The 15,063-nt window shown below is 52.8% G+C and carries 7 protein-coding genes; 2 read left to right on the top strand and 5 right to left on the bottom strand.

What is annotated here, in order from left to right; genetic code table 11:
* Nucleotides 1-819: 819 nt before the first annotated feature.
* The 5 genes from WKK33_RS06845 to WKK33_RS06865 form a co-directional block, all read right to left on the bottom strand.
* Nucleotides 820-2,526 carry a C10 family peptidase gene (locus WKK33_RS06845; RefSeq protein WP_337933070.1) on the bottom strand — a complete coding sequence of 569 codons (1,707 nt, stop codon included), beginning with the start codon at nt 2,524-2,526 and terminating at the stop codon, nt 820-822.
* A 137-nt stretch (nt 2,527-2,663) separates the two neighbouring features.
* Complete coding sequence (locus WKK33_RS06850; RefSeq protein ID WP_337933071.1) at nt 2,664-3,575, bottom strand: Calx-beta domain-containing protein; 912 nt, start codon at nt 3,573-3,575, stop codon at nt 2,664-2,666.
* Nucleotides 3,576-3,611: 36 nt separating this feature from the next.
* Entirely contained in the window at nt 3,612-5,129 is a 1,518-nt protein-coding gene (locus tag WKK33_RS06855; protein WP_337933073.1) for a RagB/SusD family nutrient uptake outer membrane protein, read from the bottom strand.
* A gap of 20 nt (nt 5,130-5,149) precedes the next feature.
* On the bottom strand, nt 5,150-8,134 hold the full coding sequence (locus WKK33_RS06860; RefSeq protein ID WP_337933074.1) for a TonB-dependent receptor: 2,985 nt from the start codon (nt 8,132-8,134) through the stop codon (nt 5,150-5,152).
* Between the two features lie 463 nt (nt 8,135-8,597).
* The gene (locus WKK33_RS06865; protein ID WP_337933076.1) at nt 8,598-9,575 is read right to left on the bottom strand and encodes a tyrosine-type recombinase/integrase; all 978 of its coding nucleotides are present in this window, start codon (nt 9,573-9,575) and stop codon (nt 8,598-8,600) included.
* A 529-nt stretch (nt 9,576-10,104) separates the two neighbouring features.
* On the opposite strand from WKK33_RS06865, the gene WKK33_RS06870 reads away from it, so the two are divergent.
* A complete protein-coding gene (locus WKK33_RS06870) occupies nt 10,105-13,359 on the top strand; it encodes a SusC/RagA family TonB-linked outer membrane protein (RefSeq protein ID WP_337933078.1) in 3,255 nt (1,084 codons plus the stop codon).
* 30 nt (nt 13,360-13,389) lie between these two features.
* Nucleotides 13,390-14,997, top strand: coding sequence for a RagB/SusD family nutrient uptake outer membrane protein (locus WKK33_RS06875; protein ID WP_337933079.1), 1,608 nt, complete (start codon nt 13,390-13,392; stop codon nt 14,995-14,997).
* Nucleotides 14,998-15,063 lie beyond the last annotated feature (66 nt).

The following is a 15,063-nucleotide window of genomic DNA, read 5'->3' on the forward strand; positions in this document are numbered from 1 at the left end:
AAAGTTCGGGCTTTGTGATATTTTAAAAGAGGGTGTGAATTTTGACACACCCCCTGTACGAATTGACAAAAGCAAGACGCCCTGCAAGGGCAAAAGCATTGATTATTAACGCTTTTGCCCTTGCAGGGCGTTAATGGGTATGTTGTTTGTATTCATACCCAGGGTGTCGCTACGCTTGCCCTGGGCTTTGCGCTTGTTGGGCTTTCAGCCCACTCTGCCTAAATCAGAAACCCCAATAATTTATTTACCGGACAGCAATAATTTCAATCCTTGTTAGTGTTTGCTTCGAGCAGGATGCGACAGGCACGTCGACGGCATTGGCAAACGTGATGCGCAACGGATGGTTAGTGGATGGTGCCCTGTCAGGTAATTTGGTGAAAAAGTTGTGTCGTGATTTTGCGCGAACCAGCGAGCGCTAAGCTCATTTTTGCCCCATTTCATCGGAAAAACCGCGCTTCGCTTTTGCCGTTAGGCATCTTTTGGGTTGCGAAAGGCCGTGTATCGAGTTGCGAAAGACCATCTTTCGCGCCTCGGTTAGGCATGTTCCGAGGCGCGAAACATGCCTAACCGTGAGGTGGAGTATGAAATGTGGCGTGTGGAATGTTGAACTTTGGTAGTAATGCTCTGATTCTTAGCGTGTTGGGTAAATGTGCTGAGAATCGCGTATTTGCGCCCAACATTTCCGTCGTGGAAAACAACAATGTAGTTCTTGCTATAGATTGTTGCGCGTTTTCAGACCTTGTGGTCACGAAAGAAGGGCACACCCCTCATCGTGGTGTGCCCTTCCTATAGAAGATAAACAATGACTCTGATAGCTTCTTACCTGACGATCTTCACGCTCTTGCTGCCTTGGCGCACGATGTAGGTGCCGTGGGCAGGCAGGCGGTTAGGGTCGAAATCATCGGTGGCCGATTGGTAAACCTCTTGGCCTTGCAGGTTGTAGACGCGCGTAACCTTGCTTGTTTCCTTCTCGACGAGCGTCGTGGAGATGCCCGTGGTGAAATTGTTGGAGCCTTTGGTGAGCGTATACTTGCCGTTGTTCACCGTCAGCAAGTAGTTGGAGTTTACGGTCTCGTTGCTCAAGATAGGCTGCCAATCAAGTTCCTGCTTGTCGGCAGAAGTCGACTTGGTGGCCATGTAGATACGATACTCGCCATTGGCCAACTGTCTGAGGTTGGCGCTGATGTTGAGGCGGAAGCCACTGGTGTATTCCACATTGCTCACGGGATCGTTGGATGTGAGCTGCGTAACCACACCCGTCTTTGTGTTGGCGGCCACCAGATCCACGTAGCCTGTGAAATAATCCACATCGAGATTGTAGGCCACATAGTTGTTGGCGTTCACTCGGCTTCCGGCCTGCGTCAATATCAGTCCTGTCTCGCTGCCCCACAATGAGTGGTAGGTCTCCTTAAAGTGCTTGTCGTCGGGCGTGCGCACGATCACCATGTTCTGGCTCTCGGTGAAACTTCCCTCGCGAGAGTTGAGCAGCGCCACGTCGAAGTAACCATCGTTGACACCTTCCCAACCCCAGTTCACGTGTACCAAGCCGTTCTTGTCGTAGCCATCAAACACAAACTCATGGCCGAAACCCTGGGTGGTGGCTCCACCATAGAGGATGGGACAACTGTCGTTGAGCTCACGGTAGATGAGATCCATCCAAGCGTCCTTCGGGTAGAAAGCGCGTGTGTAGAGTTTGATGGCCTTGTGATACTTGAAGTTGTTGCGGAGGGCGCGACAAGCGTCGGCGGCATAGGCACCGCTGCCGTCCTTGGCGTATTGCATGCTTACCGAGCCACCGCAGTCTTTCATCAGTACGGCCACTGCTTTGGCCTCCGTGTCGTTATATTTGCCACGGGTGTACTTGTCGAGCATGTTCTTCCAGTCGTAGGTGTTTGCGAAATTAACGCGAACGGTGGTGCCAGTGCTGTTGTTGCCGTTGGGGTAGAAGGTCCAGCGGTTATAGCCCTTACCCTTTTCGGGGTAATCGTGGTATTTCATGACCTGCGCCATGGCTGTGGCCACACAACCTGTGACGTAATGGGTCTCCTGATAGTTCTGCGTGTAGGTGGGTGTGAGGTTGTAGTAAGGCTCGCTCTGTCCCCACTCGGTGGTCATCAGCTTGTCGACGGCCTCGCGGTAGGCGGCGTTCTTCTTGACCTGTGTGGGCGTCGCACCCTTGGCCAGGGTCTCCTCCATGGCTTGGCTGATGGTGGTCATCCACCATTCGAAGGCAGGAGCCATGTTGTTGCGGTCGACAGGCGCGTCGGTGTAACCCACGATGGGCTGGAACGCGTCGTCGTTGGCCATGATGAGTGCTTGGCCGTTGCTGCTGTTCAGAAGGGTGATCTGATCATTGCTGAGCAACTGCGTGAAGGTTACCTTGCTCTTGGCGCCCTTGGCGGGGCCACCGTTGGCTTGCACAAAGGCTTGTGCGGCTTGCAACAGTTGTTGCTGCGTGCGTTGCTTGGCCATGGCGCTCAGGCTAACCATGCATGCGAGTGCGATGATCGATAAATGTTTGTGCATGTTGCGAATCATGTTATGATGTAAAAAACGTTGTTTGCTGTTTGGGCCAGCTGGGTTTGTACAAGATAAAGGCAGGTTGGCAAGGACTTGATAACCTTGTCAACCTGCCTTGGTATGTCAGTTGTTAACCTGTGTGTTTACTTTTTGGTGAGCTTCAGGTTGGAGAAGATTCTCCAAACACCATTTCCGGGCTGATAGAATGCCAATTTAGCGCTCTCGGGGAAGGTGATAGTTGTTGGGAATGCATCGTTCTCGCCCAATGCCCAAGGAGCAGTGACGTCGTCGGCGGTCAGCTGGTTGTTGGCGCCGATGGAGGCCCACATCCACTGGTAGGCATCGCCATAGCTGCCAATGATCTCGCCGCAGATGAATCCGAGCGTACCCGTTTTGGCTTCCGTGTTGAATGAGTAGCGGAAGTGCCACTCACAGTCGACGGACACACCTACGTTGACCAAGCCAGGAGCTGAAACGGTCAGGATGTTGTTGTAGTCGGCCGACTCCTCATCGGTTACGCCCGAGATGGTTACATCCTTGCTGAATGGGCTCACACCAGTTGAGCCTTCGATGTTTCCGCTCAGTGTCCACTTGCCGAAGAACTTCTCGTAGAAGGCAGCGTCGTTGTCGCGGATGGTGATAGTCGTAGAGGCGTTGGTGCCAACCGTGGCGCCGTTTACGCTTGCGATGGTGAGCTTGAAGGTGCGGTTCTCGTTGATCTCATCGTCGTCGACCATCTTCACCTCAACGTTGATCACACCGCTCTGCAGCGTGTCGGCCTTCAGGGTCAGGGTCTTGTCGGTGATCATGTAGTTCACATCCTCCTTGGCGGGGTTCGCGCCCACTTCCTCAGTCACAATGCGCAGGCTGATGTCGCCGTTGCGCAGGCCCGTTACATTGATGGGGATGTTTACGATGCCAGCGCTCTCCTTGGTGGTGATGGCGTTGTTAGCGAAGCTTACGGTCGTCTCGTTGGTGTTGTAGTCGTCGTCGCTTGAGCAAGCGGCGAACAACGAAACGACAGCCAGCAGCATGAATAATTTGATATATTTCATGTCTTTTTTCTTTTTCAGTTTATAGTTAACGCTTGATTAATAGCCAGGGTTCTGCACAAGTTTCTTGTTTACATCGATCTCGTGCTTCGGGATCGGCCAAGTGAGCTTGGGAGAATTGGCGTCGAGAGAGAAGCCTGTGGTGGTAGCGCCAGGCAGCAGGCAGAGGTCGAGTTGCTGAGGAACACCGCGCTTGAAGCCCTTGTGCCAACGCTTCAGGTCGAACAGACGAGTGGCCTCGCCCACCATCTCACGCTCGCGCTCGTTCTGCACCTCGGTCATCAGGGCGTTCTTTGTGGGGAATGATGTTTCCTCGTAACCCTCGATGCGCTTGCCCTTCAACTCGTTGAGGTACTTGGCGCCGTTGGTCAGGTCGCCAGCCTGTGCGTAAGCCTCGGCGGCGATGAGGTACATCTCGGCGATGCGGAACATCTTCGGCTCGATGCAGAAACGGGCATACTCGTAGCCCTGAAGCTTGGTCCAAAGAGCGCCGTGGTCGACGATCTTGTTGAAGCAGTAAACCTCACCTGTGGCACCTGTGTTGGTGGTCAGCGTCATCTTGTTGAACCATACCTGCTTGCGGTAGTCTTTGGCTGAGTAGAGGTCCATCAAGGTCTGGGTGGGGATGTAGTCGGGCACAGAACCATCTGAGTAAGGTTGGTAAATCTTACTGCTGTTGGGAAGCTCGTCCTTTGTGGAGCAAGCAAACTGCATGATGGTCTCGTTGCCACCGTCGTTCTGCCAGAGGTCGGCCAACTCGTCGGCATCCTCGGCCAGTGTGTACTTGCCATCTTTGATCAGCTCAGTGGCATACTTGGCGGCGTTAGTGTAGTCGTCCATAGCCAGGGCTACGCGAGCGCGCAGGGCCTTGATGGCATCCTGTGAGAAGTAGCCGTAGCTGGCCTCACCCTCTGCGGTGATGTACTTGGCGGCAGAGTCGAGGTCCTCGGTGATCTGCTTGAAGGTCTGCTCCAGGGTCTCGCGGGCAGGATAGGTGGCTGCGTTTGAAGAGGGAGCGTAGTCGAGGCGGTATGACACACCGCTGTTGGCGGCAGAAGCCGTAGAAGCCTCATAGTCGGCGCAGAAATACTGCGACAGGCCAAAGATAGAGTAGGCGCGTGTGAAGTAGGCGTCGCCCACAGCCACCTTAATCTTAGCGATGTTCTCGGGAGTGTAAACCACAGCGTTGCTCATGTCTACCTTCTTGTAACCGTCAAGGATGTAGTTGGCGCGGGCAATCATGCCCTGGTAGTTGCCGTAGACGGTAGAGAAGTAGCCGCTTGATGTGGCGAAGGTGTAACGGTACATGTCGCCCAGCGTGTTGCTGTAGCCTGTGACGGCGTTGAAGCCGTCGGTCTGGATTTCCATGGCGTTGTTGAAGCTGTCGCCACCAATGCAACCACGAAGACCTGAATAAAGACTCACTCGGGCGTTGGCAAAGTCGGTCGGGGTGGTGATGCCCTCGGTGTCAGGAAGCGCATTGTAGGGCTCCTTGTCCATGTCGCAAGACGACATCAGACCAGCTGCCAAGGCCAACATTAAATATATTTTCTTCATGTTAGTTTGCGTTTATATAATTAGAATGTGAGTTCTGCACCAAATGAAATCTGGAGCGTGTTGGGGTAATTGCCGAGGGTGTGATTGGTGTCAACCTCAGGATCGTAACCCTTGTAGCCTGTGAAGGTAAGGAGGTTGCGGCCTACGAAATAAACCTTGGCGCCCTTGAGGAAGTGGGTAGCGTTGATCCACTTCTTGGGAACAGTGTAAGACAACTGCAAGAACTTCAGACGAACGAATGAGGCGTTCTCCAACAGGCGGGTGTCGCCAATGTAGTATTGGGCGTCGGCGGCTGCGATGTCGGTGATGTCGCCCGGCTTCTGCCACATGTTGAACATGGCATTGCTCTGGTTGTTGGTGGTTGCGAAGGTTGGATTCTCTGTGAACCAGCGCTCATTGTTATACATGTAACGGTTGAACATGCCAGAGAACTGCAGGTCGAGCTCGAAGTTCTTCCAAGTCAAGGTTGAGATCAAACCACCCGACCAAGGTGCGATGAAGCTCTTGCGGCTCATGTACTGGTAGCTGTCGGAAACGTTCTTGGTCTCGTTGCCATTGAGGTCGAGCCATACGTTCTGACCGTCGCGCGGGTCAACATGGCTCCAACGCACACCGTAGAAGTCGCCGTAGGAGTGGCCAACCTCGAGGTGCAGGCCGCCTAAGTCGTATGAGTCAACACCATTGAGGAGCTTGGTGATGCGGTTCTTGTTGTAGTTGCCGTTCAGCTTTACGTTCCAATACCAGTCCTTGTTCTTGATGATGTCAACACCAACGGTGAAGTCGAAACCGCGGTTGTACATCTCGGCGATGTTACCCCAACCAGAAGAGAAACCTGTGGTGTAAGAGTAAGGCACGTTCATGAGCATGTTGGAGGTGGTCTTGTCGTAGTACTCGAGGTCGAATGTGATGCGGTTCAGCACCTTACCTGTGAGGGCGAGGTTGAAGGTCTTCACAGTCTCCCATGTCAAGTCGGGGTTGGAGGCGTTGGCGATGGCTGTACCGCTCTGGCCGTTATAGAGAGGACCGGCGGCCACCAGACCCAAGGCCATGTAAGGCGAAATGCCTGAATTACCAGTGCTACCGTAGCTCACCTTGAACTGCAGGTCGTTGAGCCAGTTGCGTGTGCTGTTCATGAAGTTTTCCTTGGTGATGTCCCACATGGCAGCGGCGGCACCGAAGGTAGCCCAACGGTTGTTCTCACCGAAGAGAGAACTACCGTCACGACGGATAGACAGGTCGAGGAAGTAACGGTCGGCGTAGCTGTAGTTGAGCATGCCGAACCATGAGTTGCGAACCTCCTCGCTGATTGAGTGTGAAGGAACGGTAGCCTTGGCACCGGCCGACATGAGCGACAGGCGGTTGTCGGTAATGCCATCGGCGTTGGCGCCGAAGGCTACAGTCTTGCTGCTCATCGACTCCTGACCGAGGAGCACCGTGAAGTCGTGCTTCTTGGCGATGTTGAACTTGTACTCGGCGGTGTTGGTGACGGTCCAGCGGTAGAAGCGCGAGAAGCTCTCGGCAGCGCTGGCTGTGGGGTTGATGTCGGGCTCGTCCTCAGTGATGGTCCACTTCTGTGAGTTGCGGAGGTCGTTGGCATCGAGACCCACGGCGGTGCGGATGTTCAGGCCCTTGATGGGGTTGAGGTTCACAAACACGTTCTCATTCAAGCGAACGCGGTTGGTAGTCTGGGGCTGCCATGATGATACCCACATGGGGTTGAAGAAGCCCATCATGTCGTAGTAGCGAAGTTCTTCGCCGTAACCCTCGAAGGTGCTGTTGGCGTAGTCACTCGGATCGAGACCGAGCACCTCGTGTGTGGGCTGGGTGGGCAGGAAGACACGGGCGGCATAGGTCTTGTTGTAGACGCTGTTGGCCGTAGTGCCCCAAAGAGAAGAACGATACTTCGTGAAAGCAAGGTTGGTGTTGGAGCCAATCTTCAACCAAGGGTTGATGTTGGTCTCGAGGTTGGCGCGAAGGGTCTCGCGACGCATGTTGGAGTCGTCGATGATACCGCTGGTCTTGTAGTGGCCATACGAAAGCAGGTAAGCGGTGTTCTGGCTGCCGCCACGGACGCTCACATCGATCTGAGAGGTGGGCTTGCTGTCGCTGAAGAAGTACTTGTTCCAGTCGGTTCCGATGTTGTACTTCTTGTAGTAAGCACGCTCAGCCTGGAAGTTGGCGCTGTTGGCCAAAGAGGGATCCATAACCTCCTGGAAGGCAAGCCACTGGTTGGCGTCCATCATGTCGGCCTTGTCGCCCGTCATGCGTGTGATACCATACTGGGCAGAAACGCTCACTGTGGGAGCCTCGCCAAACTTACCCTTCTTGGTAGTGACGATGATGACGCCATTGGCGGCACGTGAACCGTAGATGGCGGTTGAAGAAGCATCCTTCAAAGTGGTCATGCTCTCGATGTCGTTGGGGTTGATCGACAGGAAGGTCTGCTGTGAGATCTCGCTACCGTCGAGGATAAACAAAGGCTCGGTGGAAGCGTTGATAGATGTCACACCACGGATACGCATGCTGGCTGTGGCAGAGGGCTCACCTGAAGAGGTCATAACCTGCAGACCGGCCACCTGGCCCTGCATGGCGTCGGCCACGTTGGCGATGGGGCGGTTCTCCAAGGTCTTACCAGAGATAGTCTCGACAGAACCTGCGATGGTACCAAGCTTACGGGCTGTACCATAACCTGTTACCACAAACTCGCTCAGCGACTCGCTGGAGGCTTCGAGCTTGATGTCCATGTTTCTTCCGGCCTTCACGGTCTGAGTCGCCATGCCAATGTATGAAATCTGCAACTTTGCATTGGCAGGTGCGTTCAGTGAGAAGTGACCGTCAGCGTCGGTAGCAGTGCCCGTGTGGGTGCCCACCACCTTGACAGATGCTCCCACAACGGGCGCACCGTCTTCAGCAGAGGTGACTGTACCGGAAACCTGACTTTGCGCCATGGCCAGTCCTATGCTCAAGAACAAGCAGGCGATGAACGTCATGAGTCTTTTTTCCATAAATTCTCTCTTTTTAATTAAATGAATATAATATTTGTTATTCTTCGAGCTATCTTTATAACCACCTCGCCCCGCGAGGTGGAAGCGCCACCTTATTATATATATATAAGCGCATGCCTTTGTGAGCGTTACTAATAATCGCCAAGCCTTAGCATAATTTTCATGAAATTATCATTTCATTGCAAAATTAAGTATTATTTAGGTTCAATCCAAATATTTTTGCAGAAAAAAACAGGGGCGAACCAACTTTTTATAACAAATATTCTCGTTTTTGACGGTTTTGGTTACGATTATCAAGCGAAATATGCACATTTTGATAGAAATGAGCGCATATCCTACGATCAAACACTTATTAACAAAGCCACGAAAAGGGTTTCCCTGTCGTAAGCCTTTTTGCACCTTTCTTTCAGGGTAGTCATGGAATGGGGCGAGACGATTTCCTCCCAATTGTTGCGAGAATGATTTAAAGCCCTAAAGCATCCATGAGCGCTCCATTGGCCGAGGCCAAGTCTTTGTCGAACAGGCTTTTGATGTAAATCATGGTTGTGGACGTCTTTGTGTGCCCTAAGGCTTTGCCAATCAGTTCGATATCGAAGTGGTGCTGATAGGCGATGCTTGCCCACGAGTGACGCACCACATAGGATGAGAGCGAGGTCCGAGCTCCCATTATTTCCGACAGACGGTGCAAGGCGTAGTTATAGCGCCTGAGTGCTTGCCGATACTGCTGGTGAACCACCTCCGCATTGCCTCCTGTAAGAATGGGGAACACATAGTCTGATGATTCATCAGTTGCACGGCTCATGATCTCGTCCATCTGTGGCGACACGGCCACGACGATGGCCTGGCCTGTCTTGCGGCGCGTGTAATGGATGAAGCCCTCCCTTACCTGCGACTTCTTCAGATAGGCCATGTCAACGAAAGGCATGCCCATGGCCATGAAGCCAAAGAGAAAAAAGTTGCGCGCCCTGTCCAATGAGGAATTCTCAGGGAGGGGCAGTCGTTTCAACTGTGCCAGCATCTCCTCCGTCACACTTCGCTTACGCGTTCGGTCGCGCCCCGTGAACACCTTGGCGAAAGGGTTAGCCTCAACTTTTATCCCGCCATCGCTCATCACACGGTTATAGAGTGCGCGCAAGCAGCGCATATACACAGAAATGGTATTGGGGCATACGCCCTGAGCGGTAAGCCATCGTTGAAAAAGCGCCGTTTCTTCGGCGTTCATTTCTGAGATCCGTCCCATCTCCCCGCCCTTGAACCGCCTCCACGACCTTGCGGCCGTGAGATAATTGGCGGCGGTCTTGAAGCGCCCATTGGCCTTCATGCGTTCCACTTCCTTGCTAACACTCACCCATCCGTCAGGCTCATCCCTGTGGGCAACCTTCCTTGCGTTGCTGGTGCGCTTGCCGCATCCAACGCCAATCTCAATCTTGAAATACACCATAATGATTATTAATTAAATTGAAACATCGCTTATTCACTATACAACTTAAAAAGGCTTGGGGAAGCCTTATCGTTTAACCCCCAATCGATCATTAGACCGAAACAGGCGAGTTGTCTTGTACTCTCTTTATTCTTTTCAACTCTTGTCAGCGTTTCTTTTGGCCTCTTGCTTCCGGTTGCGTTTCGCCATAGTCCACTATGGCTTCAACACACCCGTTGCAACCTGCTCGAAACAAACACAAACAAGAATTAAAACCTAATGACCTATTTAGGTTGAAAAGCGTTTTTCCTTCTGGCCCATTAACATCATGCGCCAAGACAAAGCCCATCCATAAGCTTGCCTTCCGTCACCTTATATATAATACGGCTTCCCACAGAGGTCATGTTTGCCTCCTGTTTGCGCATGTTCTTGTTTGCACTCACCCTATAATATAATAAGGTGGCGCTTCCACCTCGCGGGGCGAGGTGGTTATAAAGATAGCTCGAAGAATAACAAATATTATATTCATTTAATTAAAAAGAGAGAATTTATGGTTAAAAGACTTTCAATGATTTTGGCCGGCCTCTTCCTTTCTATAGGAATAGCGTTGGCACAGTCACAGGTCACCGGTACCGTCACTGACGATAATGGTGAACCTGTCGCCGGAGCTGGCGTGAAGGTTGTGGGCACCAACACGGGTACAGCAACCAACAGCGACGGTCATTTCAGTCTGTCGGCTCCCGCTAACTCTACGCTCGAGATTACGTTCCTCGGCATGGAGCCCAAGCGCGTGAAAGCTGGTCGTAACTTGCACATCTCGCTCGTTTCAAAAGACCAGACCCTCGACGAATTGATGGTTGTGGCATACGGAACAGCCAAGAAGTCGGCCTTCACCGGTTCGGCTGCTGTCGTCAAGGCTGGCGATATCGGAAAGGTGCAGGCTACCAACGCCGCTGAGGCCCTGAAGGGTAAGGTCAGCGGTGTGCAGCTCACACAGTCCACAGGTCAGCCGGGTACGGCACCTACCATCCGCATTCGTGGTATCAGCTCTATCACCGCCGGTAACGATCCTCTGTATGTGGTCGATGGTTCGCCCTTCGATGGCGACATCAACACCATCTCGCCGAGCGATATCGAGAGCTTGACCGTGCTGAAGGAGGCTGCTGCAGCGGCCCTGTACGGTGCTCGTGGTGCCAACGGTGTGGTGATCATCACTACCAAGAGCGGCGCCAACAAGGGCAACTCTACCATCACGGTGGACGCTAAGTGGGGTTCTAACTCACGTCAGGTGCCCGACTACAACTACATCAGCAGCCCCGCTGGCTATTATGAGACATGGTACAAGGGCTTGGAGAACTACGCCACAAACGCCATGGGCTACAACCAGGCTCAGGCCAACGCATGGGCAAACGCCAACTTGACGGCCAACAACACCTATGGTTTGGCTTACAACGTTTATTCTGTTCCCACAGGCCAGACCCTCATCGGTCTCAATGGCAAGCTCAACCCCAACGCTACACTGGGCAACTATGTGGAGTACGGTGGTCAGAAATACTTCATCACTCCCGATGACTATGTAGACGCTACTTATCGCAATGCTCTCCGCCAGGAGTACACCGTTACCGCTACGGGTAGCACACAGAAGTCAAACTTCTACGCTTCGGCCAACTACCTCGACATGAAGGGTATCACCGTTGGCTCACAGTACAAGCGTTTCACCACTCGTTTGAAGGCCGACTATCAGCTCAAGCCTTGGCTCAAGGTGGGCATGAACGTCAACTATGCACACTACGATAGCGACAACGTGTCGGGTGACGGCGCTACTGGTTCATCAGGCAACATGTTCTCTGCGACCACCATGGCTCCGATCTATCCGCTTTACATCCGCGACGCCAAAGGCAACATCATCCAGCACGAGGCTTCAGGTCGTCCCCTTTACGACTTCGGTGATGGCAAGCAGATTGGTCTGACTCGTCCGTACCTCACACAGGCCAACCCCCTGTGCAACGCTTACGTCGACACGAACCACAATAACGGCAACACCTTCAACGCCGTGGGTACCATCGATATCGACCTTCCTTATGGCTTCCGTTTCAGCTCTACCAACAGCACCTATGTTGACGAGTATCGCGGACAGAGCAGCAGCAACCCCTGGTTTGGCGGTTATGCCACCTATAATGGTATTGCTTCTGTGAGCCACGGCCGCACATGGTCGTACAACTACCAGCAGTTGCTCAAGTGGCACCAGCTCTATGGCAAGCACGACATCACGGCCATGCTCGGTCACGAGTACTATCGCCGTCGCATCTACGACCTCTCTGGCTCAAACAACAACATGTTCTCGAACAACATCGTTGAGCTCAATGCCGCTGTGACAACCATGAGCATCGCTGGTTCTTCTACAAGCGATTACAACACTGAGGGCTTCTTCGGACAGCTCCAGTACAACTATGACAACAAGTACTTCGCTTCGGCTTCTTACCGTCGCGACGCTTCCTCTTACTTCGATCCCGACCATCGTTGGGGTAACTTCTGGTCAATCGGTGGCGCTTGGCTCCTCAACAAGGAGGCTTGGTTCAACGTAAGCTGGCTCGACGAGTTAAAGTTGAAGGCTTCTTATGGTGAGCAGGGTAACGACCGTATCGGTTACTACAACTACATCACCACTTACAATATCGTCAACTCTAACGGTGCCCTGGCTCTTACTCCGCGTCAGCTCGGTAACAGCAAGATCTCTTGGGAGAAGGGTGGCGAGTTCAACATCGGTCTCGAGTTTGCAGCGCTCAACAGCCGCCTCTCAGGTAGCGTGGAGTACTACTATCGTAAGACCTCCGACATGTTGTCTTGGTTCTCACTCCCTGCCAGCTTCGGTTTCACCGGTTACTACGACAACATCGGTGACATGCGCAACACGGGTCTTGAGGTGGAACTCAGAGGCGACGTGATCCGCACCAAGGATCTCACATGGTCTGTTTATGGCAACATCACAACCAACAGCAACAAGATCCTCAAGATCGCTGACGCCAACAAGGTGATGGTCGTTGACGGTGTGTCAGGTTACTCATCAAGCAACCATTACTATGGTGAGGGCAAGCCACTCTACACTTGGTACATGTACAAGTATGCAGGTGTAGACAAGGAGACAGGTGAGGCACTCTACTACAAGAATGTTTACCAGAAGGACGATAACGGCGCTGTGATCTATTACGACGGTGCTGGCAACGTGGTTGACGCCTCTTCTAAGGGCGCTCGTCCTAAGGTCATTGGCCAGGAGACAACCAAGAGCACAGGCGACGCTGACGAGTATCTCTTCGGTAGCGCCAACCCCGATGCATTTGGTGGCTTCGGTACCAGCCTTTCCTATAAGGGCTTCGACTTCAGCGTCGACTTCACTTATCAGCTTGGTGGTCTCGTTTATGATGGCGACTACGCATCTTCTATGAGCATGAGCCGTGGCCACGCCATGCATGCCGACATCCTGAACGCTTGGTCGCCTACCAACAAGAGCTCTAACATTCCTCGCCTGCAGTTCAACGACAAGTACACCACAGCAACCTGCGACCGCTTCCTTACAAGCGCCTCATACCTGAACCTGCAGAACATCACCTTGGGCTACACCTTGCCTAAGAACGTTGTTCGCAACATGGGCCTTGCCAACGTGCGTGTATACTTCTCAGCCGACAACATCTGGTTGTGGTCAAAGCGTCAGGGCTTGGATCCTCGCCAGAATGTTAGCGGTTCTGTCACCAGCCAGGTTTACTCGCCCATCCGCAGCATCTCTGGTGGTATCTCGGTGTCTTTCTAAGTTGTTAATAATCAAAGAGAATTTATCTGTATGAAAAATATAAATAAGTTAATCTGTGGCTTGGGGGTGGCTGTCCTCGGACTGGCAACTTTCACCTCTTGTGAGGAGGAAACACATCCTACCTCTTTCGCCACCGTAGACCAGATGGCGCAGTCGTCATCGGCCACTGAGGCCCTTCTGAGTGCTGTTCCTGCGTCGCTCAATAGAGTTTGGAATACTGATGCTCACTTTTCTTGGGGCTATGGATCACTGATGAAGATCCGTGAAGTCATGACAGGCGACTATGCCTGCGTTGAGAGCGACTACGACCAGTACTCTGCTTGGGAACAGTGTTTCTACATTGGTAAGAACTATTTGTCCACCCAGTTTGTATGGAACTACTATTGGTCGATGGTGCTGACCACCAACAACCTCATCAACGGTATCGACGCTTCCAAGGCTACTTCTGAGCAGCTCGGATACTTGGGTGTTGGCTATGCGGAGCGTGCCTCTATGTACCTCGACATGGCCCGTATGTACGAGTTCCTTCCCAACGAGAAGTATCCCGATGGAAAGAACGAGAACGGTAAGGTTGTCACCAACCTCACTGTGCCTATCGTGAAGGCAGGCATGTCGGAGGATAGCGCACGTGTTAACCCCCGCGCCACTCGTGAGCAGATGGCCGAGTTTATCCTTGGCGACCTCGACAAGGCAGAGCAGTACATTGGCAACTTGACCGACACCCGTGCCAAGACCCTGCCCAACCTGGCATGTGTCTATGGTTTGAAGGCTCGTTGCTACATGTGGCTTGAGGATTATGCCCAGGCCAAGGTGTATGCCCGCAAGGCTATCGACGCCTCAGGCTTGACTCCTATGACTCAGGCTCAGGCCTTGAATCCTACCACTGGTTTCAACACGGCTGATCCTTGGATGTGGGCATCTACGCTCACCGCTGAGAACGCCACTGTTCAGACTAGTATCATTAACTGGGCTTCTTGGATGAGCAATGAGACACAGTGGGGTTATGCTTCTGTGGGTCCCCAGTCGATGATCAGCAAGAGCCTCTACGATCGCATCAGCGACACCGACTGGCGTAAGCTCGAGTGGAAGGCTCCGGATGACAGCCCGTTGGCAAGCCAGGTGCCGTTCCTGAACTCTACCTACAAGCAGTTGATCCCCACATACGGTTCTATTAAGTTCCGTCCCGGAAGTGGTAACGACGCCGATGGTACCGTGGGTAACGTGGTCTCTTATCCGCTCATGCGTGTGGAGGAGATGTACCTCATCGAGGCCGAGGCTGCCGCTCACCAGGACGTAGCCGAGGGCAAGAAGCTCATCGAGAACTTCATGAAGAACTATCGCGACGCCAAGTATGTGTGCAAGGCCAACAGCAAGGACGCCCTTGTGGACGAGATCGTCTTCCAGAAGCGCGTTGAGTTGTGGGGTGAGGGTCAGACCTTCTTCGACATCAAGCGTCTCAACTACTCTGTGACACGTGGTTACGCTGGCACCAACTTCTATCCCTTGTGCCGTTTCAACACCAACGGTCGTCCTGCTTGGATGAACTTCGTGATTGTGCGGACCGAGGAGAACAACAACGCTGCCGTGAATGGTTGGAACAACCCCGACCCGTCAGACAAGTACACTCCCGTACAGTAATATTTAATTGATAAATACTAGTGATGCGATATTAATCGCTTAACTATAGTTATATATTTGATATTT

It is taken from the genome of Hallella sp. (genome assembly GCF_037460745.1).
Classification (GTDB): domain Bacteria; phylum Bacteroidota; class Bacteroidia; order Bacteroidales; family Bacteroidaceae; genus Prevotella; species Prevotella faecis.

What these genes read in the sequence shown, in the direction of transcription:
- WKK33_RS06845 (WP_337933070.1), bottom strand. Translation starts at nt 2,526, where the DNA reads ATGCACAAACATTTATCGATCATCGCACTCGCATGCATGGTTAGCCTG.
- WKK33_RS06850 (WP_337933071.1), bottom strand. Translation starts at nt 3,575, where the DNA reads ATGAAATATATCAAATTATTCATGCTGCTGGCTGTCGTTTCGTTGTTC.
- WKK33_RS06855 (WP_337933073.1), bottom strand. Translation starts at nt 5,129, where the DNA reads ATGAAGAAAATATATTTAATGTTGGCCTTGGCAGCTGGTCTGATGTCG.
- WKK33_RS06860 (WP_337933074.1), bottom strand. Translation starts at nt 8,134, where the DNA reads ATGGAAAAAAGACTCATGACGTTCATCGCCTGCTTGTTCTTGAGCATA.
- WKK33_RS06865 (WP_337933076.1), bottom strand. Translation starts at nt 9,575, where the DNA reads ATGGTGTATTTCAAGATTGAGATTGGCGTTGGATGCGGCAAGCGCACC.
- WKK33_RS06870 (WP_337933078.1), top strand. Translation starts at nt 10,105, where the DNA reads ATGGTTAAAAGACTTTCAATGATTTTGGCCGGCCTCTTCCTTTCTATA.
- WKK33_RS06875 (WP_337933079.1), top strand. Translation starts at nt 13,390, where the DNA reads ATGAAAAATATAAATAAGTTAATCTGTGGCTTGGGGGTGGCTGTCCTC.